This window comes from Streptomyces sp. NPDC044984 (genome assembly GCF_040646935.1).
Classification (GTDB): Bacteria; Actinomycetota; Actinomycetes; order Streptomycetales; family Streptomycetaceae; genus Streptomyces.
The window spans coordinates 1-23,241 of record NZ_JBEZBE010000042.1 but is presented as its reverse complement, the minus strand read 5'-3'; the positions used below and the strand labels follow the sequence as shown (position 1 = coordinate 23,241).

At 73.2% G+C, this 23,241-nt stretch carries 19 protein-coding genes and 1 rRNA gene; 5 read left to right on the top strand and 15 right to left on the bottom strand.

From position 1 onward, the window contains the following. Positions 1 to 126 precede the first annotated feature (126 nt). From ald to AB0A94_RS33090, 4 genes are all read right to left on the bottom strand, one after another. Entirely contained in the window at positions 127 to 1,242 is a 1,116-nt protein-coding gene (ald, locus tag AB0A94_RS33105; protein WP_361749953.1) for an alanine dehydrogenase, read from the bottom strand. Positions 1,243 to 1,387: 145 nt separating this feature from the next. Continuing rightward, the gene (locus AB0A94_RS33100) at positions 1,388 to 3,445 is read right to left on the bottom strand and encodes a tetratricopeptide repeat protein (protein WP_361749857.1); all 2,058 of its coding nucleotides are present in this window, start codon (positions 3,443 to 3,445) and stop codon (positions 1,388 to 1,390) included. Positions 3,446 to 3,608: 163 nt separating this feature from the next. Further along, positions 3,609 to 4,235 (bottom strand): NUDIX hydrolase, encoded by a 627-nt coding sequence (locus tag AB0A94_RS33095; protein ID WP_361749854.1) that lies wholly within the window; start codon positions 4,233 to 4,235, stop codon positions 3,609 to 3,611. 109 nt (positions 4,236 to 4,344) lie between these two features. Then, entirely contained in the window at positions 4,345 to 6,012 is a 1,668-nt protein-coding gene (locus AB0A94_RS33090; RefSeq protein WP_361749851.1) for a CTP synthase, read from the bottom strand. Positions 6,013 to 6,473: 461 nt separating this feature from the next. On the opposite strand from AB0A94_RS33090, the gene AB0A94_RS33085 reads away from it, so the two are divergent. Continuing rightward, entirely contained in the window at positions 6,474 to 8,276 is a 1,803-nt protein-coding gene (locus AB0A94_RS33085; RefSeq protein WP_361749950.1) for a glycoside hydrolase family 15 protein, read from the top strand. 275 nt (positions 8,277 to 8,551) lie between these two features. After that, positions 8,552 to 10,183, top strand: coding sequence for a PucR family transcriptional regulator (locus AB0A94_RS33080; RefSeq protein ID WP_361749848.1), 1,632 nt, complete (start codon positions 8,552 to 8,554; stop codon positions 10,181 to 10,183). 15 nt (positions 10,184 to 10,198) lie between these two features. On the opposite strand, the gene AB0A94_RS33075 is transcribed toward AB0A94_RS33080, so the two are convergent. From AB0A94_RS33075 to AB0A94_RS33055, 5 genes are all read right to left on the bottom strand, one after another. Further along, entirely contained in the window at positions 10,199 to 11,320 is a 1,122-nt protein-coding gene (locus tag AB0A94_RS33075) for a glycosyltransferase family 4 protein (protein ID WP_361749845.1), read from the bottom strand. A gap of 195 nt (positions 11,321 to 11,515) precedes the next feature. Beyond that, a complete protein-coding gene (gene recN, locus AB0A94_RS33070; protein ID WP_361749842.1) occupies positions 11,516 to 13,258 on the bottom strand; it encodes a DNA repair protein RecN in 1,743 nt (580 codons plus the stop codon). Positions 13,259 to 13,445: 187 nt separating this feature from the next. After that, entirely contained in the window at positions 13,446 to 14,351 is a 906-nt protein-coding gene (locus AB0A94_RS33065) for an NAD kinase (protein WP_361749839.1), read from the bottom strand. Next, on the bottom strand, positions 14,348 to 15,163 hold the full coding sequence (locus AB0A94_RS33060) for a TlyA family RNA methyltransferase (RefSeq protein ID WP_361749836.1): 816 nt from the start codon (positions 15,161 to 15,163) through the stop codon (positions 14,348 to 14,350). Before AB0A94_RS33060 ends, AB0A94_RS33065 begins: the two co-directional genes overlap by 4 nt. Before the next feature lie 7 nt (positions 15,164 to 15,170). Then, the gene (locus AB0A94_RS33055) at positions 15,171 to 15,458 is read right to left on the bottom strand and encodes a hypothetical protein (protein WP_361749833.1); all 288 of its coding nucleotides are present in this window, start codon (positions 15,456 to 15,458) and stop codon (positions 15,171 to 15,173) included. Between the two features lie 42 nt (positions 15,459 to 15,500). On the opposite strand from AB0A94_RS33055, the gene AB0A94_RS33050 reads away from it, so the two are divergent. Beyond that, positions 15,501 to 15,848 carry a sterol-binding protein gene (locus AB0A94_RS33050; protein ID WP_361749830.1) on the top strand — a complete coding sequence of 116 codons (348 nt, stop codon included), beginning with the start codon at positions 15,501 to 15,503 and terminating at the stop codon, positions 15,846 to 15,848. Here AB0A94_RS33050 and AB0A94_RS33045 read toward each other — a convergent pair. From AB0A94_RS33045 to AB0A94_RS33030, 4 genes are all read right to left on the bottom strand, one after another. Next, positions 15,832 to 16,713, bottom strand: coding sequence for an ABC transporter ATP-binding protein (locus AB0A94_RS33045; RefSeq protein ID WP_361749827.1), 882 nt, complete (start codon positions 16,711 to 16,713; stop codon positions 15,832 to 15,834). The two genes, AB0A94_RS33050 and AB0A94_RS33045, sit on opposite strands and share 17 nt — an antisense overlap. Next, complete coding sequence (locus tag AB0A94_RS33040; RefSeq protein WP_361749824.1) at positions 16,710 to 17,747, bottom strand: iron chelate uptake ABC transporter family permease subunit; 1,038 nt, start codon at positions 17,745 to 17,747, stop codon at positions 16,710 to 16,712. The genes AB0A94_RS33045 and AB0A94_RS33040 overlap by 4 nt, the downstream gene beginning before the upstream one ends. Beyond that, complete coding sequence (locus AB0A94_RS33035; protein WP_361749822.1) at positions 17,744 to 18,787, bottom strand: iron chelate uptake ABC transporter family permease subunit; 1,044 nt, start codon at positions 18,785 to 18,787, stop codon at positions 17,744 to 17,746. The genes AB0A94_RS33040 and AB0A94_RS33035 overlap by 4 nt, the downstream gene beginning before the upstream one ends. 152 nt (positions 18,788 to 18,939) lie before the next feature. Continuing rightward, the gene (locus AB0A94_RS33030) at positions 18,940 to 19,968 is read right to left on the bottom strand and encodes an HAD hydrolase-like protein (RefSeq protein ID WP_361749819.1); all 1,029 of its coding nucleotides are present in this window, start codon (positions 19,966 to 19,968) and stop codon (positions 18,940 to 18,942) included. 73 nt (positions 19,969 to 20,041) lie between these two features. Here AB0A94_RS33030 and AB0A94_RS33025 point away from each other — a divergent pair, with 73 nt between their 5' ends. Continuing rightward, the gene (locus tag AB0A94_RS33025; protein WP_361749816.1) at positions 20,042 to 21,331 is read left to right on the top strand and encodes a DUF1015 domain-containing protein; all 1,290 of its coding nucleotides are present in this window, start codon (positions 20,042 to 20,044) and stop codon (positions 21,329 to 21,331) included. A gap of 58 nt (positions 21,332 to 21,389) precedes the next feature. Here AB0A94_RS33025 and AB0A94_RS33020 read toward each other — a convergent pair whose 3' ends face one another. Then, a complete protein-coding gene (locus AB0A94_RS33020) occupies positions 21,390 to 22,112 on the bottom strand; it encodes a hypothetical protein (protein ID WP_361749947.1) in 723 nt (240 codons plus the stop codon). A gap of 60 nt (positions 22,113 to 22,172) precedes the next feature. Here AB0A94_RS33020 and AB0A94_RS33015 point away from each other — a divergent pair, with 60 nt between their 5' ends. Further along, positions 22,173 to 23,063: a hypothetical protein gene (locus AB0A94_RS33015; RefSeq protein ID WP_361749959.1), complete on the top strand. Its 891-nt coding sequence runs from the start codon at positions 22,173 to 22,175 to the stop codon at positions 23,061 to 23,063. Between the two features lie 86 nt (positions 23,064 to 23,149). Here AB0A94_RS33015 and rrf read toward each other — a convergent pair. Continuing rightward, positions 23,150 to 23,241, bottom strand: a 5S ribosomal RNA gene (gene rrf / locus AB0A94_RS33010); the annotation flags it as partial.

The window sequence follows — 23,241 nt, the reverse complement described above, 5'->3', positions numbered from 1 at the left end:
CGTGACCATACACACATCAGGCCGGACCCCGAGGACAAGGTCCGGCCTGACACGTGACGTTGACGACATATGTTGACGTATCGCCTTCGACGGTCGGCGACTTGGTCGACTTACCGCCTCGGCGGCTCAGCCGAGCAGCGAGGCGAGCTCCACGTGCTCCAGGCCGTGCGCCTCGGCGACCTCCTTGTAAACCACCTTGCCGTCATGCGTGTTGAGGCCCTTCGCGAGCGCGGGGTCGCGGCGCAGTGCCTCCACCCAACCGCGGTCGGCGAGTTCGACGATGTACGGCAGCGTGGCGTTGGTGAGGGCGTAGGTGGAGGTGTTGGGCACCGCGCCGGGCATGTTGGCGACGCAGTAGAACACCGACTCGTGGACCTTGAAGGACGGCTCGGCGTGCGTGGTCGGGTGGGAGTCCTCGAAGCAGCCGCCCTGGTCGATCGCGATGTCGACAAGGACACTTCCGGCCTTCATCCGCGAGACCAGCTCGTTGGTGACCAGCTTCGGGGCCTTGGCGCCGGGGATGAGGACCGCGCCGATCACGAGGTCGGCCTCCAGACAGGCCTTCTCCAGTTCGAAGGCGTTGGAGACGACGGTCTGAATCTTCGTGCCGAAGATCTTGTCCGCCTCGCGGAGCTTGTTGATGTCCTTGTCGAGCAGGGTCACGTGGAAGCCCATGCCGATGGCGATCTGCGCGGCGTTCCAGCCGGAGACGCCGCCGCCGATGACGACGGCCTTGCCGGCCAGCACGCCGGGGACACCGCCGGGCAGCACACCGCGGCCGCCGTTGGCGCGCATCAGGTGGTAGGCGCCGACCTGCGGGGCCAGCCGGCCCGCGACCTCGGACATCGGGGCGAGCAGCGGCAGGGCGCGGCTCGGCAGCTCGACGGTCTCGTAGGCGATCGCGGTGGTGCCGGACTCCAGGAGGGCGTCCGTGCACTCCTTGGACGCGGCCAGGTGCAGGTAGGTGAAGAGGGTCTGGTCCTTGCGCAGGCGGTGGTACTCCTCCGCGACGGGCTCCTTGACCTTCAGCAGCAGGTCGGCGGCGGCCCAGACCTCGTCGGCGGTGTCCAGGATCTGCCCGCCCGCGGCGATGTACTCGCCGTCCGGGATCGAGGAGCCGACACCGGCGCCGCGCTCGATGACGACCTGGTGGCCGTGGCGCACCAGCTCGTGCACGCCGGCGGGGGTGATGGCCACCCGGAACTCGTTGTTCTTGACCTCGCGGGGGATGCCGACCTTCACGTCGATCACGGTCCTTGGCTCAGAGGGTATGGGGGTATCACTGCACATACCCGGGCACACGCGGGCACACCGGGAGAGACCGCAGGAGATGGTGCGGCAGAGCCAGTTTAATGAAGGTGTTCCCGCTGTCTAGCCTTTCATTGCATCAATCTTCGATGGATGAGCTACGGATTTCGCAGGCGTTAGCTCCATGTTCCGGCTCGAAGTCGTCCTCCAGGGCCTCTTCTGCCAGCATGCGCTCGGCCGTGCCCCGGTGCAGCGCGGCCGACGCGGGGTCGCCGAGGCGCTCGAAGGAATCGGCGAGCCGCAGGTGCAGCGCGGCCTGCAGGCGGGTGTCCTCGGCCCGGCACGCCCAGTCCACCGCCTCCTGGCAGGTGCGCAGGGACTCGTCGAGCCGTCCCGCGTACTCCTGCACCCGGGCCAGTTCGCTCAGCGCCCGCGCCTGCGCGGCCACGTCCCCGTGCCTGCGGTGTCCGGCGACGGCCGCGCGCCAGTTGCGCAGCGCCTCGCCGTAGCGGCCGGCGTAGGTGTGGGCGGCGCCGATGCGGCCGTAGAGCCGGGCGGCGTCCTCGTGCTCGCCGCGGGCCAGCCGCTCGGCCAGGGCGCGGCCGAACCAGTCGGCGGCCCGGTCGTAGTCCCCGAGTTCCAGATGGGCGCCGCCCACGGATTCCATCGCGCGGCCGGTCGCGTACGGGTCGTTCGCCTCGCGTCCGGCGTCCAGCGCGGCCCGGTAGCGCCCCAGGGCGTCGGCGGTGCGGCCGGTGCGGGCGTCGAGGTCGCCCAGGTTCAGCAGGGCCGCCGCCCGCTCGCGGGGCAGGTTCCGGCGCTCGGCGACGTCGAGGACCAGGCCGTGGATGTCGTACAGGTCGCTCGCGGCGGCCCGGGTGCCGAAATGGGCCACCATGGCCCGCGCCAGCTGGGACATCAGGCGCCGGGCGAGGGTGTCCAGCTCCCCGTCGGCGACCGCGAGCCGCGCGGCGGCCAGCAGGGCGGGACGGCGCACGCGCAGCCAGTCGGCGGCGGCCCGCGGGGCCGGGAAGCGCAGGGCGCGCGGCATGCCGAGGAGCTTCTCGCGCGCCCGGAGGCTGTCGGTCTCGGTGATGGCCCGGCACGACTGGAGCAGCCGTACGGTCCGCTCCAGCATCCGGGCGCGGGCCAGCTGCAGCTCGGCGGGCCGCTCGTGGTCCTCGGCGAGTGCGCTCAGCAGGGGCTGCAGACAGCGGGGCACCTCGTACTGCGGCAGCTCCGAGCCCACCGGGTGGAGCAGCCCGTGGGCGACGAAGTCGTCCAGGGTGGTGCGGGCGGACTCCACCGAGCAGCCCGCGAGGGCGGCGGCGGTGTGCGGGTCGACCAGACCGGCCGGGGCGAGGCTGAGCAGCCGCAGGGTGCGGGCGGCCGACGCGGGCAGCGAGGCGTGCACGAGCCTCAGGACCCGGCTGACGACGGTGTCCTGGCCGGGGTCCGTGTGCAGTTGCCTGGCCAGGTCGGCGACGGCGGCCTTGGGCCGGGCGGCGAGCCAGCCCCCGGCCAGCACCAGGGCGGCCGGCTGGCCCTGGCACTGCTCGGCGAGCCGCTCGGCGGCCCGGGGGTCGACCGTGATGCGCACCGAGCCGGTGAACCGGGACAGCACCTCCACCGCGGACTTGGTGTCGAGGCCGCCGAGGGTGCAGGGGCGGACGTCCGCGATGCCGGTCAGCGGCCCCGAGGAGACGGCGACGGCCAGGCAGTCCGGGTTGTCCGGCAGCAGCGCGTCGACCTGCTCGGCGTCGGCCGCGTCGTCCAGCAGGAGCAGCACCCGGCGGTCGGCCAGCGCGGTGCGCAGCGCCTCGCTGAGTTCGTCCTCGTCGGCCCCGGCGGGGGCGGGCGCCTCCAGCGCGTCGAGCAGCTCCCGCGCGACGCGCCCGACGGGCACGCGGGTGCCGTCGGGTTCGCTCAGCCGGGCGCGCAGCACGCCGTCGGGGTAGCGGTCGGCGACCTGGCGCACGAGTTCCCCGGCGAGGGCGCTCCGGCCGGAGCCGGGCCGGCCGGCGATGAGCAGCACGCGCGCGCGGGGCGCCTTGCGGCCGGAGAGGGTGTCCAGTCCCGCGCGCTCGATGTCGGCGCGCAACTCCTTCAGCTCCCTCGTACGGCCCAGGAATCGACCCTCGTCGGCGGCGTCCCGAAGGAGCCGCACACCGTCTGGGTCCACCGCCTGATCCGTCACGGGCCTCACTCCCGTCCCACCGCGCGCGCAAGCCCGCCGGGACTCCGGACCGGGCGTTTTCCAGAGCCTAGTTCACGCTCTGCGACGTTCCCGGTGGAGCGCGGCGGGCACATCCCCCGATCGGATCAGCCGATGGTCATACCACCGTGTGCGCGGGACGGGATCAGGCCTCGAACGGACGTGCCGGCCACGGCGCCTGAGCCGGGCGCAGCGCGTCCAGGCCGTCCCCGGCCCGCGCGGCGACCAGCGAGAGGACGCCCACCACCAGGCAGTTGTTGTGCAGCTCGCCGGCCAGCACACCGCGCACCAGTTCCTCGACCGGGACCCGGGCCAGCTCCATGTCGGCCTCCTCGTGCTCGACCTCGAAGCGCTCGCCCTCGGCCTCGGACAGCCCCCGGGCCAGGAAGATCCGTACGGCCTCGTCACAGCCGCCGGGCGTGGTGTAGACGTCGGTCAGCACCCGCCAGTCCTCCGCCTTGACGTGCGCCTCCTCGTACAGCTCGCGCTGGGCGGCGTGCAGCGGGTTCTCGCCGGGGACGTCGAGCAGGCCGGCCGGGATCTCCCACAGCTTGTGGCGCACGGGATGGCGGTACTGGCGCAGCACCAGCACCCGGTCGGCCTCGTCGAGGGCGAGGACGGCCACGGACCCGGGGTGGACCTGGTAGTCGCGGTGGACCACGGTCCCGTCGGGCATGACCACGTCGTCGGTGCGGACGGAGGTCTTGTTGCCCGTGAAGGGGGTCTCGGTCGCCCGGATCTCCCACACTTCCGGGGTGTCCTTGATCGTCATGCCTGTCCTCCCGAACGTACGGCGGTCGTGCGCGTGCCCCGCGCGAAAAAAGCAGCCGGGGTGCGGACCTTCTGGAGGTGCGCACCCCGGCAACCGTACAACCGGTGCGTTACTTCGAGATCTTCCGCTCGACCGAGGCCTTCACCAGGCCCGCGAAGAGCGGGTGCGGACGGGTCGGACGCGAGCGCAGCTCCGGGTGCGCCTGGGTCGCGACCAGGTACGGGTGGACCTCGCGCGGGTACTCGACGTACTCGACGAGCTTGCCGTCCGGGGAGGTGCCGGAGAAGACGATGCCTGCCTTCTTCTCCAGTTCCGCGCGGTAGGCGTTGTTCACCTCGTAGCGGTGCCGGTGGCGCTCCTCCACGTACTCCTTGCCGTCGTACACCTCGCGCACGATCGAGCCCTCGGCCAGCTTGGCCGGGTACATGCCGAGCCGCATGGTGCCGCCCATGTCGCCCTCACCGGCGACGATGTCCAGCTGCTCGGCCATGGTGGAGATCACCGGGTGGGTGGTGCCCGGGTCGAACTCGGTGGAGTTGGCGTCCGAGACGTCCGCGAGGCTGCGCGCGGCCTCGATCACGATGCACTGCAGGCCCAGGCAGAGGCCCAGCAGCGGGATCCGGTTCTCCCGGGCGTACTTGATCGCGCCGACCTTGCCGAGCACACCGCGGTCGCCGAAGCCGCCCGGGATGCAGATGCCGTCGACGTCGCCGAGCTGCGCCTGGGCGCCGGCCGGGGTCTTGCAGTCGTCGGAGGTGACCCACTTGATCTTCACGCGGGCCTTGTTGGCGAAGCCGCCCGCGCGCAGCGCCTCGGTGACCGAGAGGTAGGCGTCGGGCAGGTCGATGTACTTGCCGACCAGGGCGAGGGTGACCTCGTGGTCGGGGTTGTGGACGCGGTCGAGCAGGTCGTCCCAGGTCGTCCAGTCCACGTCCCGGAACGGCAGGTCCAGCTTGCGCACGACATAGGCGTCCAGGCCCTCGGAGTGCACGACCTTCGGGATGTCGTAGATCGAGCGGGCGTCGGGGCAGGCGACCACGGCGGCCTCGTCGACGTCGCACATCAGCGAGATCTTCCGCTTGATCGCGGTCGGCACCTCACGGTCGCAGCGCAGCACGATCGCGTCCGGCTGGATACCGATGTTGCGCAGGGCGGCGACCGAGTGCTGGGTCGGCTTCGTCTTCAGCTCGCCCGAGGGACCGATGTACGGCAGGAGCGAGATGTGCACCACGAAGACGTTGTCCCGGCCGACCTCGTGCCGGACCTGGCGGACGGTCTCCAGGAACGGCAGCGACTCGATGTCGCCGACCGTGCCGCCGACCTCCGTGATCACCACGTCGACCTCGTCGGTCGCCATGCGGCGGATGCGGTGCTTGATCTCGTTGGTGATGTGCGGGATGACCTGCACGGTGTCGCCCAGGTACTCGCCGCGCCGCTCCTTGGCGATCACCGTCGAGTAGATCTGGCCGGTGGTGACGTTGGCGGAGCCGTCCAGGTCGCGGTCGAGGAACCGCTCGTAGTGGCCGATGTCCAGGTCGGTCTCGGCGCCGTCGTTGGTGACGAACACCTCACCGTGCTGGAAGGGGTTCATCGTCCCCGGGTCGACGTTGAGGTACGGGTCCAGCTTCTGCATCACGACGCGCAGGCCCCGGGCCTTGAGCAGCATGCCCAGGCTGGAGGCGGTGAGCCCCTTGCCGAGCGAGGAGGCGACACCCCCGGTGACGAAGATGTGCTTGGTCGTCGAGGCTGTGCTGTTTCGGAAAGCAGCGGGCGGCATGGCCAAGAGGGGGCTCCCGTGGTCGCGGTCTGTGGGTGCGGTTCCGGGGCTTTCTCGCCCACTGGTCCACGGGCTACCAGCGTATCAGCGCGGCGCGGGGATGGCGTCCGGCCACGCTCCGCGCACGCGCCGCCACGGGCGAGCACCGCACACGGGACCCGCACCCCTTGCTCACTCGTTCGGCGGGGCCGGGTTGCCCGGAGCGACACACAGATCATCTACGTGCGTCGTATCCTGCTCGGACACTCGCTGCCGAGCCCGGCCGGCCGAACGGCACCACCCCCGCCCGTGACCTCCGGAACAACGTGAGCTCGTCAGTTCGTTGAGCATGGATTGGCGCTTTGCGTTCACCGCCGAGCGACTGCTTTGCTTCACAGCTCAACGACGTATTCCCAGACCCCTTGACCGCATCAGCGACAACCCCCTCGCGGGGTGACGTGGCCGTTCGACTGGAGTTGCACGTGGCCGGGCGCATCGAAGACTACGCACTCATCGGAGACATGCAGACCGCCGCTCTGGTCTGCCGTGACGGCACGGTGGACTGGCTGTGCCTGCCCCGCTTCGACTCGCACGCCATCTTCGCCGGCCTGCTGGGCACCGAGGAGCACGGCTTCTGGCGGCTGGGTCCCGCGCACGCCGACGACGCCGAGCCGCCACGGGCGACCCGGCGCGGCTACCGCGGCGACTCGCTGATCCTGGAGTCGGAGTGGGACACCCCGCGCGGCACGGTCCGGGTGACGGACTTCATGCCCCCGCGCGACGGCGCCCCGCAGCTGATCCGGATCGTGGAGGGCGTCTCGGGCCGGGTGCCCATGCGCTCGGCGCTGCGGATGCGGTTCTCCTACGGCAGGATCGTCCCGTGGGTGCACCGGCACGAGGGGCGCACGGTCGCCGTCGCGGGCCCGGACTCCGTGTGGTTCGACACCTCCGCGCAGACCTACGGCGAGTCGCTGACCACGTACGCGGACTTCACGGTCTCGCCGGGCGAGCGGATCGCGTTCACCATCTCCTGGGAGCCCTCGCACAAGCAGCCGCCGCCGCTGCCGGAGCCCGAGCAGTCGCTGGAGGCGACCGAGGAGTTCTGGCGCGAGTGGGTGGAGCACTGTACGTACCACGGCCCCTACCGCGAGGCCGTGATCCGCTCCCTGATCACGCTCAAGGCGCTGACGTACGCCCCGACCGGCGGCATCGTGGCCGCGCCCACCACCTCCCTGCCCGAGGACATCGGCGGCGTCCGCAACTGGGACTACCGCTACACCTGGCTGCGGGACGCGGCGATCACCCTGTCCTCGCTGCTGCGCACCGGCTACCGCGAGGAGGCCCGTGCCTGGCGCGAGTGGCTGCTGCGCGCGGTGGCGGGCGACCCGGAGAACCTGCAGATCATGTACGGCATCGCCGGTGAGCGCGAGCTCGGCGAGGCGGAGCTGGACTGGCTGCCCGGCTACGAGGGCTCCGCCCCGGTCCGGGTGGGCAACGGCGCCGCGCACCAGCTCCAGCTGGACGTGTACGGCGAGGTCACCGAGGCCCTGCACCTCGCCCACATGACGGGTCTGGCCCGCAACGACTACGCCTCGCTGCTCCAGCTGAAGCTGATCCGCTACCTGGAGAAGCACTGGCAGGAGCCGGACGAGGGCATCTGGGAGGTGCGCGGCCCGCGCCGCCACTTCGTGCACTCCAAGGTGATGGCCTGGGTCGCCGTCGACCGCACCATCAAGCTGATCGAGTCCGGCGACGCCGACGGCCCGCTGGAGGAGTGGAAGCGGCTGCGCGACGACATCCACCGGGACGTGTGCGAGAAGGGCTACGACAAGGAACGCAACACCTTCACGCAGTCCTACGGCTCCAGGGAGCTGGACGCCTCCCTGCTGCTGATCCCGCAGGTGGGCTTCCTGCCGCCGGACGACAAGCGGGTGATCGGCACCGTCGAGGCGATCCAGCGCGAGCTGTCCACGTCCGACGGGTTCATCCTGCGCTACCCGACGGAGGGCAAGGACGAGGGCGTCGACGGCCTGCCGGGCGACGAGGGCGCGTTCCTCGCCTGCTCGTTCTGGATGGCGGACGACCTGGCGATGATCGGCCGGGTGGACGAGGCGCGGAAGCTCTTCGAGAAGCTGCTCGCCCTGCGCAACGACCTCGGCCTGCTGGCGGAGGAGTGGGACCCGCGCCTGAAGCGCCAGGTCGGCAACTTCCCGCAGGCCTTCAGCCACGTGCCGCTCATCGACACGGCCCTGCGGCTGACGGCCTCGGGGGCGTACGGGGGCTGAGGTCTCCCGGCGACGGCGTCATCAGGCGGGTCGCGGCACGACCTCGGCCGCGACCCGCTCTCTCGCCTCGGCGAATCGCCCCGGGTCGTCGGCGCCGGTGCCGTACCAGCCGCCGCCGTACCGCAGCGTCCGGCGCGGAGCGGCGTCACCGCGACCGCCGGCGGGACCAGCGGGGCGGTGTCCGGACCGGAACCGTCGTCCGGGACGCGGTCGCCGGCGGGCGGACGGGGCCCGTGTGCGCCCGGGGATCGCCCGCGCGGGTAGCGTCCGGGGGTATGGACAGCGGATACGACACCCGGGGCGCCGGGATCACCGTGCGGCGGGCGCTGGAGCTGCCCGGGCTGCGCGGTGGGCTGCCGGAGGTCGTGGCGGGCGCCGACCGGCTGGGGCGCACGGTGCGCTGGGTGCACGCCGGTGAGGTGCCCCACATCGCCTCGCTGCTCAAGGGCGGCGAGCTGCTGCTGACCACCGGGTACGGGTTCGGCACCCGCCCGGCCGACCAGCGGGCGTTCGTGCGCACGCTGGCCGACCGGGGCATCGCGGCCCTCGTCGTCGAGCTCGGCCCGCGCTTCTCCCGGCTGCCCGCCGCCCTCGTCGACTCGGCCCGGGCGGCGGGGCTGCCGCTGGTCCAGCTGCACCGCGAGGTGCCGTTCGTGGCGGTCACCGAGGAGATCCACACCGAGATCGTCAACGGGCACTACGCGCTGCTGCAACGCGCGGAGGAGGTGCACCGCCGGTGCACCGGGGCGCTGCTGGGCGGCGGCGGGGTCCCCCGGGTGCTGGAGATCCTCGCCGGGTTCACCGGCAACCCGGTGTTCCTGGAGACGACCGACGGCCGGCTGCTGTACGCGGCCGGTGAGGGACCCGAGGGCGCGGACCCGCTCCAGGTGTGGGAGGGGCTGCGCGACCGGCACCGGGACGACCCACCGGCCGGTTCGGCGCTCGTGGACGTGCCCGGCGGCGGCCCCGGCAGCGGCGGCGTACGGGCGCGGCTGGTGCTGCTTCCGGTGCGCAGCGCGCCGGAACCGGTGCACCGCATGGCCGCCGAGCGGGCGGCCGGCCTGCTCGCCGTGGTGCTGATGCAGGCACGTCAGGAGGAGGAGCTGGCGGCGCGGGGGCGCGGGGACTTCCTCACCGACCTCGCCGAGGGCCGCGTCGGCGCGGCGGACGCGCCCGCGCAGGCGCGCGTGCTGGGCTTCAGGCCGGGCTCCGGACCGCTGCTGCCGGTGGTGATGCGGCTCGGCGACGCGCTGTCCCCGCAGGGCGGCGGCTGGGCGGTGCTGGCCCGCGCGGTGGGCGAGGAACTGGCCTCGCTCGGGGTGCCCGTCCTGCTGGGCGTGCGGCCGGTGGAGGGGCGGGTGCCGCTGCTGCTGGGCCTGCGCGCGGAGGCCGAACGGCCGGCGGTCGCGGACCGGGTGGCGGCGGCGCTGCGGGCGGGCGTGGAGCGGGCGGGGATGCTGCGGCCCGGGGGCCGTCCGCCCGTCGTGGTGGTCGGGCCGGCCGGCGGCTGGGCGGCGGCCCCGACGGGCCTGCGGCACGCGGCGGAGACGGCGACGGCGGCGCAGGGGCTGCCGGACCGCCCCTGGTACGACGCCCGGCGGCTGGACATCGACCTGCTGCTGTGGCGGCTGCGCGACCACCCGGACCTGGCGGACTTCGTGGACCGCGCGATCGGCCCGGTGCTGGACCACGACCGCCGTTCCAAGCCGCCCCTGCTGCCCACCCTGGAGAGCTATCTGGCGCACGCCGGACGCAAGGCGGAGACGGCCCGCGAACTCCACCTGAACCGGCAGACGCTCTACAACAGGCTCGCCCGCATCGGCGAGTTGCTGGCCACCGACCTCGACGACCCGCACACGGTCCTGGCGCTGGGCCTGGCCCTGCGCGCCCGGCGGCACGTGCCCTGACCGCGCCGGCCGGCCTCAGCTCAGGGGCCGGGGCCGGGTCAGCTCGTCGTACACGCTCAGCACCTGGGCGACCGTCTCGTCCTCGGTCGGCCAGGTGGCGGCCTGCCGCACGCCCCGCTCCCCGAGCAGTTCCCGGCGGCCGGGATCGTCCAGCAGCCGTACGACGGCGTCCGCGAGCGCCCGCGCGTTGCCGTACGGGACGAGTTCGGCGGCGTCGCCGACGAGTTCGGGGATGCCGCCGACGGCGGTCGCGACGAGCGGCACGCGCGCGTGGAGGGCCTCCTGGGCGAGCGGTGAGCGCGACTCCCACCGGCTCGGCAGCAGCGCGATGTCGGCGGCGGCCAGCAGCTCGGTGACGTCGTCGCGCCGGCCGACGAGCCGGACCGGCAGTTCCTCGTCCTCGATCCTGCGCTGGAGTTCGCCGCGCAGCGGCCCCTCCCCGGCGAGCACCACCAGCGGTACGGGGTCGAGGCGCCGCCACGCGTGTGCGGCGTCCAGCAGGACGTCGTAGCCCCGGTGCCGGTCGAGGGAGCCGACGGCGATGAGCAACGGGCGGCCGATGGCACCGAGTTCGGCCCGCGCCTTGGACCGCAGCCGGTCGGGGTCGTCCGGCGCCGGGGAGGGGCGGCGACCGGGGAGGGACACGGCGGCCAGCCGGGCGTCGCGCGCGCCCGCGCGGCGCGCCCGGTCGACGAGGGCGGAGGTCGTCCCGAGCACCACGGCGGCCGCCTTGACGACCCGCCGCTCCAGGACGCGCAGGAAGTGGGCGCGCGGGCCGTCGGCGTGCGCCCGGTCGTGCCAGGTGACGACGAGCGGGGTACGCCGTCCGCTCAGGGCGAGCACGGTGCGGAAGGAGGCGTGCAGCCCGTGCGCGTGGACCAGGTCGGCGCCCGTGCAGGCGACCCGGAGCGCGGCCACCGACCCCGGGTCGCTGCTGCGCGGCACGTGCACGTGGTCGGCGCCGGCGCCGGTGAAGTCGTAGGTGTGATCCGCCTCGACGGGGGCGCACACCGTGACCCGCACGCCCCTGGCGACGAGCCCCGCGGCCAGCGAGCGCACATGGGCGCTGCTGGCGGCGTTGCCACCGCCCAGCACCTGCACGGTGCGCAGCGGTGAGTGACTGCTCGCGGGGGTCACGTGGCCGGGCTCCTGGTTCGGTTCGTGCGGTCCCGAAGAACCTACGCGAGGATCGGGCGAGTTCCTCGCCGTACTCCGTCAAGGATGCCAGCCCGTACGGCCGTTCCGGCGACGCCGACGTCCCGAGCCCGGGTCCGCACAGGACCACATTTCACCCACACGAGTGAAAGAACCTCACCCGCCGCGGCCCCGCGGCTACACGTCCGCCCTCGCCGTCGCCAGCAGTTCCTCCGCGTGGGCCCGGGCCGTTTCCGAGTCCTCCTGGCCGGCGAGCATGCGGGAGAGCTCCCGGATCCGCTCCTCGCCCTCGAGCACCTTCACACCGGACCGGGTGACCGAGCCGTCGTTGGTCTTCTCCACCAGCAGCTGCCGGTCGGCGAACGCGGCCACCTGCGGCAGGTGCGTGACGACCACGACCTGCGCCGTCTTCGCCAGCTTCGCCAGCCGCCGGCCGATCTCGACCGCCGCCTTGCCGCCGACACCGGCGTCGACCTCGTCGAAGAGGTACGTCGGCACCGGGTCCGTGCCCGCGAACACCACCTCCACGGCCAGCATCACGCGCGACAGCTCACCGCCCGACGCGCCCTTGGCGATGGGCCGGGGCGGCGCCCCGGGGTGCGGGGCGAGCAGCAGCTCCACCTCGTCCACGCCCGACGGCCCGTAGGCCACCGTGCGCCCGCCCACCTCGACGCCCTCCGGGTCCTCGGTCTGCCGGATGTCGAACGACACGCGCGCGTGCGGCATGGCGAGCGAGGCCAGCTCGGCGGTGACCGCCGACGCGAACCGCTGCGCCGCCTCCGTCCGCGCGTCCGTCAGCTCCTGCGCCAGGACGCCCAGTTCCGCGCGGAGCGCGTCGCGCTCGGCGGTCAGCTCCCCGATCCGCTCGTCGTCACCGTCCAGTTCGGTCAGCCGCGCGGCGCCCTGCTCGGCCCACGCCAGCACCGACGCGATGTCCTCGCCGTACTTCCGGGTCAGCCCGGTGAGCGCGGCCCGCCGCTCCTCGACGGCCGCCAGGCGCAGCGGATCGGCGTCCAGGTCGTCGGCGTACCCCGCCAGCTCCCCGGCCACGTCGCGCAGCAGGATCCCGACCTCCCCGATCCGGTCGCAGAGCGCGGCCAGTGCCGGATCGTGCGCCCGTACGGCCTCCAGGGCCCGCTGTGCGCCCGCGACGAGCGTCCCGGCGTCCACGCCCTCGGGGTCCTCCGGATTGCCCGCGAGCGCGGCGTGCGCGAGTGCCGCGGCGGACGCCAGCGCCTCGGCGTGCCCGAGCCGCTCGGCCTCCTCCGCCAGCTCCACGTCCTCACCCGCGCGGGGCTCCACCGCGGCGATCTCCTCGAGCCCGAAGCGCAGCAGGTCGGCCTCCTGGGCCCGCTCACGCGCGCGCGTGGTGATCTGTTCCAGCTCCGTGGCCACGGTCCGCAGCCGCTTGTACGCCTCGGCGTACTTGCCGAGCGGCACGGCGACCGCGTACCCGGCGTACCGGTCGAGCGCCTGCCGCTGCCGGGACAGCTTCAGCAGCCCCTGCTGGTCGGTCTGCCCGTGCACGGCCACCAGCTCGTCGGCGAGCTCGGCCAGCACCCCCACGGGCACGCTCCGCCCGCCGAGGTGCGCCCGTGACCGCCCCTCGGCGGAAACGGTCCGGCTGACCAGCAGCGTCCCGTCGTCGAGCTCGGCCCCGGCCTCCTCGGCGCGCACGGCGGCCGCGGCGCCCTCGGGCACGGTGATCCGTCCCTCGACGACCGCGTTCTTCGCGCCGATCCGCACCAGGGCCGCATCCGCCCGTCCACCCAGCAGCAGGCCCAGGCTGGTGACCACCATGGTCTTGCCCGCGCCCGTCTCACCGGTGACGGCGGTGAAGCCGGGCGACAGCTCGACAACAGCGTCGTCGATGACCCCGAGCGACCGTATCCGCATCTCCTCAAGCACGTCCCCGACCATACGAGGTTTCGCACGTGGTGTGCGACGCCGCCCCGCCCGTCCGGCGTCACCGCAGGCCGTGACCCGCCGACGGGTTCGCCCGTTGAACGGGTGTTCCTCGCTGCAGCGGGGGTGGTCCGGCCGTATGCGTTCCGGATACGTTGCTCCCCGCGGACGCGGGGATCCGGGGCGCCGCGCCCGGCCGCGCCTAGTGCGGCGCCCCACGCCACCCGGACACGGGCAGCGCGAACTTCGCGACCAACCGGTCGGTGAACGAGGCATGGTGCAACCGGGCCAACCGCACCGGCACGGCCCCCCGCCGCACCTCCACCCGCGCCCCGACCGGCAGCTCGACGGTCCGCCGCCCGTCACACCACAGCACCCCCGGAGGGACGTGCGGCAGCATCTCCACCGCCAGCACCGAGTCCGGCGAGGTCACCAGCGGCTTGGCGAACAGCGCGTGCGCCGAGATCGGCACCATCAGCAGCGCCTCGACCTCCGGCCACACCACGGGCCCGCCCGCGGAGAACGCGTACGCCGTCGAACCCGTCGGCGTGGCGCACACGATCCCGTCGCAGCCGAACCCGGTGACCGGCCGCCCGTCGATCTCCAGGACGACCTCCAGCATCCGCTCGGCGGACACCTTCTGCACGGCCGCCTCGTTCAGCGCCCAGTCCGTGTGCACGATGTCGCCGTTGCGGTGCACCACGACGTCGACGGTCATCCGCTCCTCGACCTCGTACGCCCTGTTCACCACCCGGTCGACCACCTTGTCCAGGTCGTCCCGCTCGGCCTCGGCGAGGAAGCCGACCCGCCCGAGGTTGACGCCCAGCATGGGCACCCCGGAGGCGCGGGCGAACTCGGCGCCGCGCAGCAGCGTGCCGTCACCGCCCAGTACGATCAGCAGTTCGCAGTCGTCCAGGCACTGCGGGGTGGCCTCCTTGACGGTCCCCACGTCGTCCGGCAGCGGCAGGTCGCGGGCCTCGTCCTCCAGGACCCGCACCCCGAGGCCGGAGCGCAGCAGGCCCTTGACCACGAGCTCGGCGCTGCGGATGGCCGCGGGCCGCCCGGTGTGGGCCAGCAGGAAAACAGTACGAGCTCGGTTCTGTGTCAACGCGGCCCCTCCGCCACAGCACGGTCAACGTCGGCCGGGTCCAGTTCCGGAGCCCCGGCCCGCAGCCACAGGAAGTATTCGACATTCCCGGAGGGCCCGGGCAGCGGACTCGCCGTCACGCCCTTCGCTCCGAGTCCCAGCTCCCAGGCCCTGTCGGCCACCCCGCGCACGGCCTCGGCGCGCAGCTGCGGGCTGCGGACGACCCCGCCGCTGCCCAGCCGCTCCTTGCCCACCTCGAACTGCGGTTTCACCATCATCACCAGGTCGGCGTCCGGCTTCACGCACCGCTTCAGGGCGGGCAGCACCAGTCCGAGCGGGATGAAGGACAGATCCCCCACGACAAGATCCACAGGCTCCCCATCGATGACCTCGAGCGTCAACTCCCGTACGTTCGTACGGTCCTTGACGGTGACGCGTTCATCGTTCCGCAGAGACCAGGCGAGTTGTCCGTATCCGACGTCCACGGCGACCACGTGCGCGGCCCCGGCCCGCAGCAGGACGTCGGTGAAGCCACCGGTGGAGGCGCCCGCGTCGAGCGCCCGCCGCCCCTCGACGACCAGCCCCCGCGGCACGAAGGCGTCCAGGGCACCGGCCAGCTTGTGGCCGCCGCGCGAGACGTAGTCCGGGTCGCCCGCGTCCTCGACGACGACGATCGCGGCGGCGGTCTCCACCTGTGTGGCGGGCTTGGTGGCGACCGTCCTGCCGACGCTGACCCGCCCGGCGGCGATCAGCTGGCTGGCGTGCTCACGCGAGCGCGCGAGCTTACGGCGGACCAGCTCCGCGTCGAGACGGCGGCGTGCGACTCCTGCCACGTTCGGTTCAGCTCCTGTGTTCGTGAGGCCGTGGGGGCCCCGGAGGTCCCGGGCGGGCGTCGAGCGCGGTGAGCGCGTCGCGCAGCCCCCGGTGTACATCCTCGTACACCTCGACATGGCCGTCCGTGGTGAGGTGGTCGGCGTCGGCCAGCCGCTCCACACGGGCGTCCACCTCGGGGTGGCCGGTGGGGGTGCGCGGCACGTTCAGGGGCGCGGGGGCGGCGGGCCCGTTCCCGGGCGGCGGCTGCATGGGGCCCGGGTCCGTGCCCTCCGCCTCCGGCACTGCGTCGTTCATGCCCCGACGCTACCGCGAACGGCTGCGGTACCGTCGTCCGCGATGGCCACGATCGAGGAGTGCCGTACCGCACTCGACAAGCTTTCGGACAGCATGGCGAGCGCCGAGGGGGACGTCCGCGCGGCCGCGGCGATGGACCGCTCGGTCAGCTGCCGCATCACCGACCTGGACGTGACCTTCGCCGGCCGGCTCACCGGCGGCCGGATCGAGGTGCACGAGACCTTCCCCGGCCCGCCGCGCGAGAGGGCGCAGATACGGCTCGTGATGACGGGCGACGACCTGGTGGCCCTGGTCGACGGCGAACTGCACTTCGCCAGGGCCTGGGGTTCGGGCCGGGTGCGGCTCGAGGCGGGGCTGCGCGACCTGTTCCGCCTCAGGAAGCTTCTGTAGCGCCCACCTTCTCGGCCGTGCCCCTCGCCCGTGCCGTGCGGGCCGCCGGCACCACCAGCGGGGTGCCCGTCTCGGGATCGTCGATGACCTGGCAGCGCAGTCCGAAGACCTCCTCGACCAGACCGGCGGTGACGATGTCCTTCGGGGCGCCCTGGGCGATGACCTTCCCCCCGCGCAGGGCGATGAGGTGGGTGGCGTACCGGGCGGCGTGGTTGAGGTCGTGCAGGACGGCGACGAGGGTGCGCCCCTGCTCCTCGTGCAGGTCCGCGCAGAGGTCGAGCACGTCGATCTGGTGCTGGATGTCGAGGAACGTGGTCGGCTCGTCGAGGAGCAGCAGCGGGGTCTGCTGGGCCAGCGCCATGGCGATCCACACACGCTGCCGCTGACCGCCGGAGAGCTCGTCGACGTAGCGTTCCGCCAGCTCGGCGACGCCGGTGCGGGCCATCGACTCCTGGACGACGCGCTCGTCCTCGGCGGACCACTGGCGCAGCAGGCCCTGGTGCGGGTACCGGCCGCGGCCCACCAGGTCGCCGACGGTGATGCCGTCGGGCGCGATGGACGACTGGGGCAGCAGGCCGAGGGTGCGGGCCACCTTCTTGGCCGGCATCGACTGGATGACCTGCCCGTCGAGCAGGACGCGCCCCTCGCTCGGCTTGAGCATCCGCGACAGCGCCCGCAGCAGCGTCGACTTGCCGCACGCGTTGGGGCCGACGATCACGGTGAAGGAGTTGTCCGGTATCTCCACCGACAGCTGTTCGGCGATGACCCGCTGGTCGTAGGCCAGGGTGACGTTCTCGGCGGACAGTCGGTTCACGGTGCTCCTTCGGTGGTTCGTCCCGCTGCCGGCGGTGCTGCCGGCGCTCATATCCGGCCCGCCTTGCGCTCGGTGACCAGCAGCCACAGCAGATAGACACCGCCGAGCACACCGGTGACCACGCCCACGGGCAGCTGCTCGGCGCCGAACGCCCGCTGCGACACCCAGTCGGCGGTGACCAGGAGGGCGGCGCCCATGCACAGCGACGCGGCCAGGTTGGGGCCGGGCGAACGGGTCAGCCGCCGGGCCAGCTGGGGCGCGGTGAGCGCGACGAAGCTGACCGGTCCGGCGGCGGCGGTCGCGGACGCGGTGAGCAGCACGGCCGACAGCATCAGCAGCAGCCGTACGCGCTCCACGCGCACGCCGAGGGCGTACGACACGTCGTCGCCCATCTCCATCATCCGCAGGCCGCGCGAGTTGGCGAGCACGAGCGGTACGAGGACGGCGCACAGGGCGAGCAGCGGCCAGACCTGGTCCCAGTCCCGGCCGTCGAGGGATCCGGTCATCCACACGACCGCGCGGGCCGCGTCGACGATGTCGGACTTGGTGAGCAGATAGCCGTTGACCGCCGTGACGACCGCCGAGACGCCGATGCCGACCAGGACCAGACGGTATCCGTGCACGCCCCGCTTCCAGGCGAGCACGTAGATGGCGAAACCGGTCACCAGTCCGCCGGCGAGCGCGCCGAGGGCGACCTGGTTGGCGGTTCCGGAGAACAGCACGATCACCGTGAGGGCGCCGGCCGTCGCCCCCTGTCCGAGGCCGAGCACGTCCGGGCTGCCCAGCGGATTGCGGGAGACGGACTGGAACAGCGCGCCGCCGAGCCCGAGGGAGGCGCCGACGAGCAGCCCGACCAGGACCCGGGGCAGCCGCAGTTCGTTGACGATGAACTCCTGGCCGGCGTTCCCCTCGCCGACGAGGGTCCTGAGCACATCGGCGGCGGGGATCGGGAAGTCGCCGGTGCCGATCAGCACGACACTCGCGGCGAGCGCCGCGAGCAGCAGCAGGACGACGACGGTGAGGGCGCGCACGTCCAGCCGGACCGAGAGGCCGCCGGGAGTCCGCACCGCGCGGTTGGTCTTCACAGCTGGGCCGTCCTCCGCCGTCGTACGAGAAAGATGAAGACCGGGCCGCCGAGGATCGCGGTGACGATGCCGACCTGGAGTTCGGCGGGCCGGGCCACGATCCGGCCGATGACGTCGGCGCCGAGCAGCAGCACGGGCGACAGGACCGCGGCGTACGGCAGGATCCAGCGCAGATCGGGTCCGGTGAAGGAGCGCACGATGTGCGGCACCATCAGGCCGACGAAGACGATCGGCCCGCAGGCGGCGGTCGCGGCCCCGCACAGCACGGTCGCGGCGAGCATGGACAGCGCGCGGGTGCGGTTGAGGTGGGCGCCGAGCGCCTTGGCGGTGTCGTCGCCCATGGCCATCGCGTTGAGCGGCCGGGCGAGCGCCAGCGCCAGGAGGGAGCCGGCGAGCAGGAACGGCAGCACCTGGGTGACGGTCGAGTCGGTTCCCGAGGCCAGCGAACCCACCGTCCAGAAGCGCATCCTGCCGAGCGCCGCGTCGTCGAGGATCATGACGGCCTGGAGATAGCCGTACAGCGCCGCGCTGATGGCCGTGCCGGCGAGCACCAGCCGCACCGGTGTCGCGCCCCGGCTGCCGCCGAGGAACCACACCAGCGCGCCGACGGCCGCCGCGCCGAAGAAGGCGAACCACACGTATCCGGACAGCGAGGTGACGCCGAAGAAGGTGATGGCGGTGACCACGGCGGCGGACGCGCCCGCGTTGAGGCCGAGCAGTCCGGGATCGGCCAGCGGGTTGCGGGTGAGCGCCTGAAGGACCGATCCCGCCAGGCCGAGCGCGGCTCCCGCGAGCACTCCGAGGACGGTTCGTGACAGCCTGTCGGCCACGACGACGTCGCCGTAGGTGCCCGAGTCCTCGAACAGGCCGTGCCAGACCTGCTCCAGGGACAGCTCCTTCGCCCCGACCGCGATGCTCACCAGTGCGACGAGCACCAGGATCACGGCGGAGACGAGCAGCCCGAGGACGCGTATCGCCCGGCGGTTCGGGGGCGCGGGGGCGGTCTCCGCGCGCTGTTCGGGGGGACTCTCGACCAACACGCGGTTAGGTTAGCCTACCCTCCCCGCCGATCACGATTCCCGGGTCCGGCTCCTTGGCCCGGCTCCCCGGTTTCCCGGGTCCGGCTCCCCGGTCCGGGGAGCCGGGGGACACGGGAGGCGCGGGGGCGGGGAGGCACGGGATACGCGGGGGCTCACAGCCCCAGTCGTGCCAGCGCCTTCCCGCCGTCCAGCTCGCACACGCCGTCCCCGGCCGCCGTCCACGCCGCCGCGCACAGCGCACGCAGCCCGTCCAGCGCGCCGCCGCCGCCCTCCAGCTCCAGTGCCCCGGCCCCGGCCGTCGCCGTCCAGCCACCGCACCGGAACCCCTCGCCCGCCCCGACGACCTCCGGCTGCCCGGTGAGCATCCCGCGCAGATCGGCGTCGACATACGTCGGCCGGTGCTGCGGCGGCGCGGCGAGCAGCCGCGCGCCGTCCGTCACACCGGTCAGCACCAGCAGCGAGTCGACCTCGCCGTTGAACGCGCCCTCGATGTCCGTGTCCAGCCGGTCCCCCACCACCAACGGCCGCTCGGCACCCGTCCGCAGGATCGTCTCCCGGTGCATCGGCGGCAGCGGCTTGCCCGCGACCTGCGGTTCGGCGCCCGTGGCGATCCGTACGACCTCCACCGCCGCGCCGTTGCCCGGGGCGATGCCCCGGCCGCTGGGAATCGTCAGGTCGGTGTTGGACGCGAACCACGGCAGCCCGCGCGCCACGGCGTACGACGCCTCGGCGAACCTCCCCCACGGCAGCTCGGGCCCGCCGTACCCCTGGACGACCGCCACCGGGTCGTCGTCCGCCGACTCCACCGGCACGAGCCCTCGCTCCCGCAGCGCCACCCGCAGCCCCTCGCCGCCGATCACCAGCACCCGGGCGCCCTGCGGCACCTGCTCACCGACCAGCCGCGCGACCGCCTGGGCGGAGGTGATGACGTCGCCGGCCTCCGCCGGTATCCCCAGCTCGGTCAGATGAGCGGCCACGACGTCCGGGGTGCGCAGGGCGTTGTTGGTCACGTAGGCGAGACGCATACCGCCCTCGCGGGCCGTGGCCAGCGACTCGACCGCGTGCACGATCGCGCTCCCGCCCGCGTACACCACACCGTCGAGGTCGAGCAGCGCCGTGTCGTACGCCTCGCTCAGGGCCTGCCCACTGGCCTCGGGACTCGTCCTGACGCTCCGGCTCATTCCGCATCGCTCCTCGTTCGACGGCTTTCCCCCGCATCATCCCCCATGCCACCGGCACCCGTACGATGCCGGGATGAACACTGCAGGTCACTCGACGGCAAAGGCGCCCCGGGGCCTGGAACTCACCCCGTTCCGAGGCCTTCGTTACGACCCGGACCGGGTCGGCAGCCTGGCCGCCGTGACATCCCCGCCGTACGACGTCGTCGTCCGCCCCGACGGCCTGCACCACCTCCAATCCGCCGACCCGCACAACATCGTCCGGCTGATCCTGCCCGAGGCCGGCACGTCCGAGGCACGCAACGCCCAGGCCGCCGACACGCTGCGCCGCTGGCGCGCGGAGGGGATCCTGACCGCCGACCCGGAACCGGGCCTGTACGTCTACGAGCAGCGCGACGGCGACGGCATGGTGCAGCGCGGCATCATCGGCGCGCTGCGCGTCTCCGACCCCGAGGAGCGGCTCGTCCTGCCGCACGAGGACGTCATGCCGCACATCGTCGCCGACCGCGCGGACCTGATGCGGGCCACTTCGGCCAACCTCGAACCGCTGTTGCTCACCTACCGGGGCGGCGGCTCGGCCGGTGCCACGGCCGACGTGATCGAGCGCACGGCGGAACGGCCGCCCCTCCTGGCGACCACCACGGAGGACGGTTTCCACCACCGCCTGTGGTCCGTCACCGACCCCGCCGACCTGACCGCCGTTCAGCGCGAACTCGCCGGTCACCAGGCCCTCATCGCCGACGGCCACCACCGCTGGGCGACCTACCGGCGCCTGCGCGCGGAGCGTCCCTCCCCCGGCCCCTGGGACCACGGGCTGGTCCTCCTCGTCGACACGGCCCGCTACCCCCTGCGCGTCCGCGCCATCCACCGCCTGCTGCACGACCTGCCGGTCGCGGACGCCGTGACCGCACTCGACGGCCTGTTCCGCGTCCGCCGCCTCGACGCACCGCTCACCGAGGCCGTGAACGTCCTCGCCGAAACCGCCTCGGCGGGCAACGCCTTCCTCCTCGCCGGGGACGGCGCCTTCCACCTCGTGGACCGCCCGGACCCGGACCTGCTGGCCCGCACGATCCCGAGGGACCGCCCGGCGGCCTGGCGCACCCTCGACGCGACGGTCCTGCACGCCACGCTCCTGGACCACGTCTGGGGCGTCCCCGACTCCCCCGCCCACATCGCCTACATCCACGACACGGCGGCCACGGTCGAGAAGGCGGAACGCGACGGCGGAACGGCCGTCCTGATGCACCCGGTGCATGAGGACGTCGTCCGCGACCTCGCCCGCCAGGGCGTCACGATGCCGCGCAAGTCGACGTCGTTCGGCCCGAAGCCCGCGTCGGGCCTGGTCCTGCGCGCGCTCGACCTGTGACGAAGGGGCGGGCCTCCGTGGAGACCCGCCCCTTCATCCCCGCCTTGTGCCTCGGACGTCAGTCCTTGTCGTCCTCGTTCGCGGCGTCGTCGGCCTCGTTCTCACCGAGGGCGTCCACGAATTCCACGCCGTCCAGCTCGGCCAGCCGGTCGGAGGCGTCCGTGCTGCCGTCCCGGTCGGCCTCCACTGCCTTGGCGAACCACTCCCGTGCCTCGCCGCTCCGGCCGGCGGCGTGCAGCGCGTCGGCGTAGGCGTAACGCAGCCGCGCGGTCCACGGCTGGACCGAGTTGGACGCGAGCTCGGAGCTCTGCAGCGTCACGATCGCCGCGTCCAGCTGACCCATGTCACGCCGGGCGCCGGCCGCGACGAGCCGCATCTCGACCTGCCCCGCCTTGTCCAGCTTCTGCACCTCGGGGGCCCCGGCCATGTCCAGTGCCTTCTCCGGCCGGCCGAGCCCGCGCTCGCAGTCGGCCATGAGGGGCCACAGCTCCACGGTCCCGGTCATCCGTCGCGCGGCCCGGAACTCGGCGAGCGCCTCGGCGTACTTCTGGTTCGCGTACGCGGCGAACCCGGCGGCCTCCCGTACGGCGGCGACACGCGACGCCAGCCGCAGGGCCACCCTGGAGTAGCCGTACGCGCCCTCGGGGTCCTCGTCGATCAGCCGGGCCACCATCACCAGGTTCTTGGCGACGTCCTCCGCGAGCGTCTTGGGCAGGCTCTGCAGCTCCTGCCGTACGTCCTTGTCGATCTCCTCGCCCGTGACGTCCTCGGGGATCGGCAGCCGCTTGATCGGCTCACGGTCCCGGTCGCGGTCCCGGTCCTCACGGAACCGCCCGCCACCGTGCCGGTCGTCCCGCCCCCGGAACCCACCGGGCCGCCCACCACGGTCGTCACGCCGAGGCCCACGCCCGCGGTCGTCACGGCCACGGAAGCCACCGCGCTCGCCGTCGCGCCGGTCATCGCGCCGGTCGTCGCGGCGGCCGTAACCCCGGTCGTCATCCCGACGGAAGCCACCACGCTCGCCACCGCGGCTGTCGTCACGACGGTCGTCACGGCCGCGGAAACCACCGCGCTCACCACCGCGACTGTCGTCGCGACGGAAGTCTCCCCGGCCCCCGCCACGGCTGTCCTCACGACGGAAGCCACCACGCTCCCCACCACGAGTGTCGTCACGGTGGAAACCACCGCGCTCGTCACCTCGCCGGTCGTCGCGACGGTCGTCACGGGCACGGAAACCACCGCGGTCGTCACGGCCACGGCTGTCCTCACGACGGAAGCCACCACGCTCACCGCCACGGCTGTCGTCACGGCCACGGAAACCACCGCGGTCGTCACGGCCACGGCTGTCCTCGCGACGGAAGCCACCGCGCTCGCCGTCGCGCCGGTCGTCGCGTCGGTCGTCGCGTCGGTCGTCGCGGCGGCCGTAACCCCGGTCGTCATCCCGACGGAAACCACCACGCTCGCCACCGCGGCTGTCGTCACGACGGTCGTCACGGCCACGGTAACCACCGCGCTCACCGCCACGGTTGTCGTCCCGTCCGCGGAAACCACCACGTTCCGGCCGGCCACCGGCACGGTCGTCCCGCCGGAAGCCACGGTCGCGGTCATTGCCTCGACCAGGGCCGCCGCCACGCTGGCCACCACGGTCGGAGCGCTCAGGACGGTCACCACTGTCCCGTCGCCGCTGATCGCGTTCCGGTCGGTCGTCGGAAGAGTTGGTGGACATCGGTGACTCCTGTCTTCGGTACTGCAAGCATAAATAAAAAAGGACCCCTGGCCCCAGCTGAACGCTGGTGACCAGGGGTCCTTCCAAAGATTGTTCGGCGGCGTCCTACTCTCCCACAGGGTCCCCCCTGCAGTACCATCGGCGCTGTAAGGCTTAGCTTCCGGGTTCGGAATGTAACCGGGCG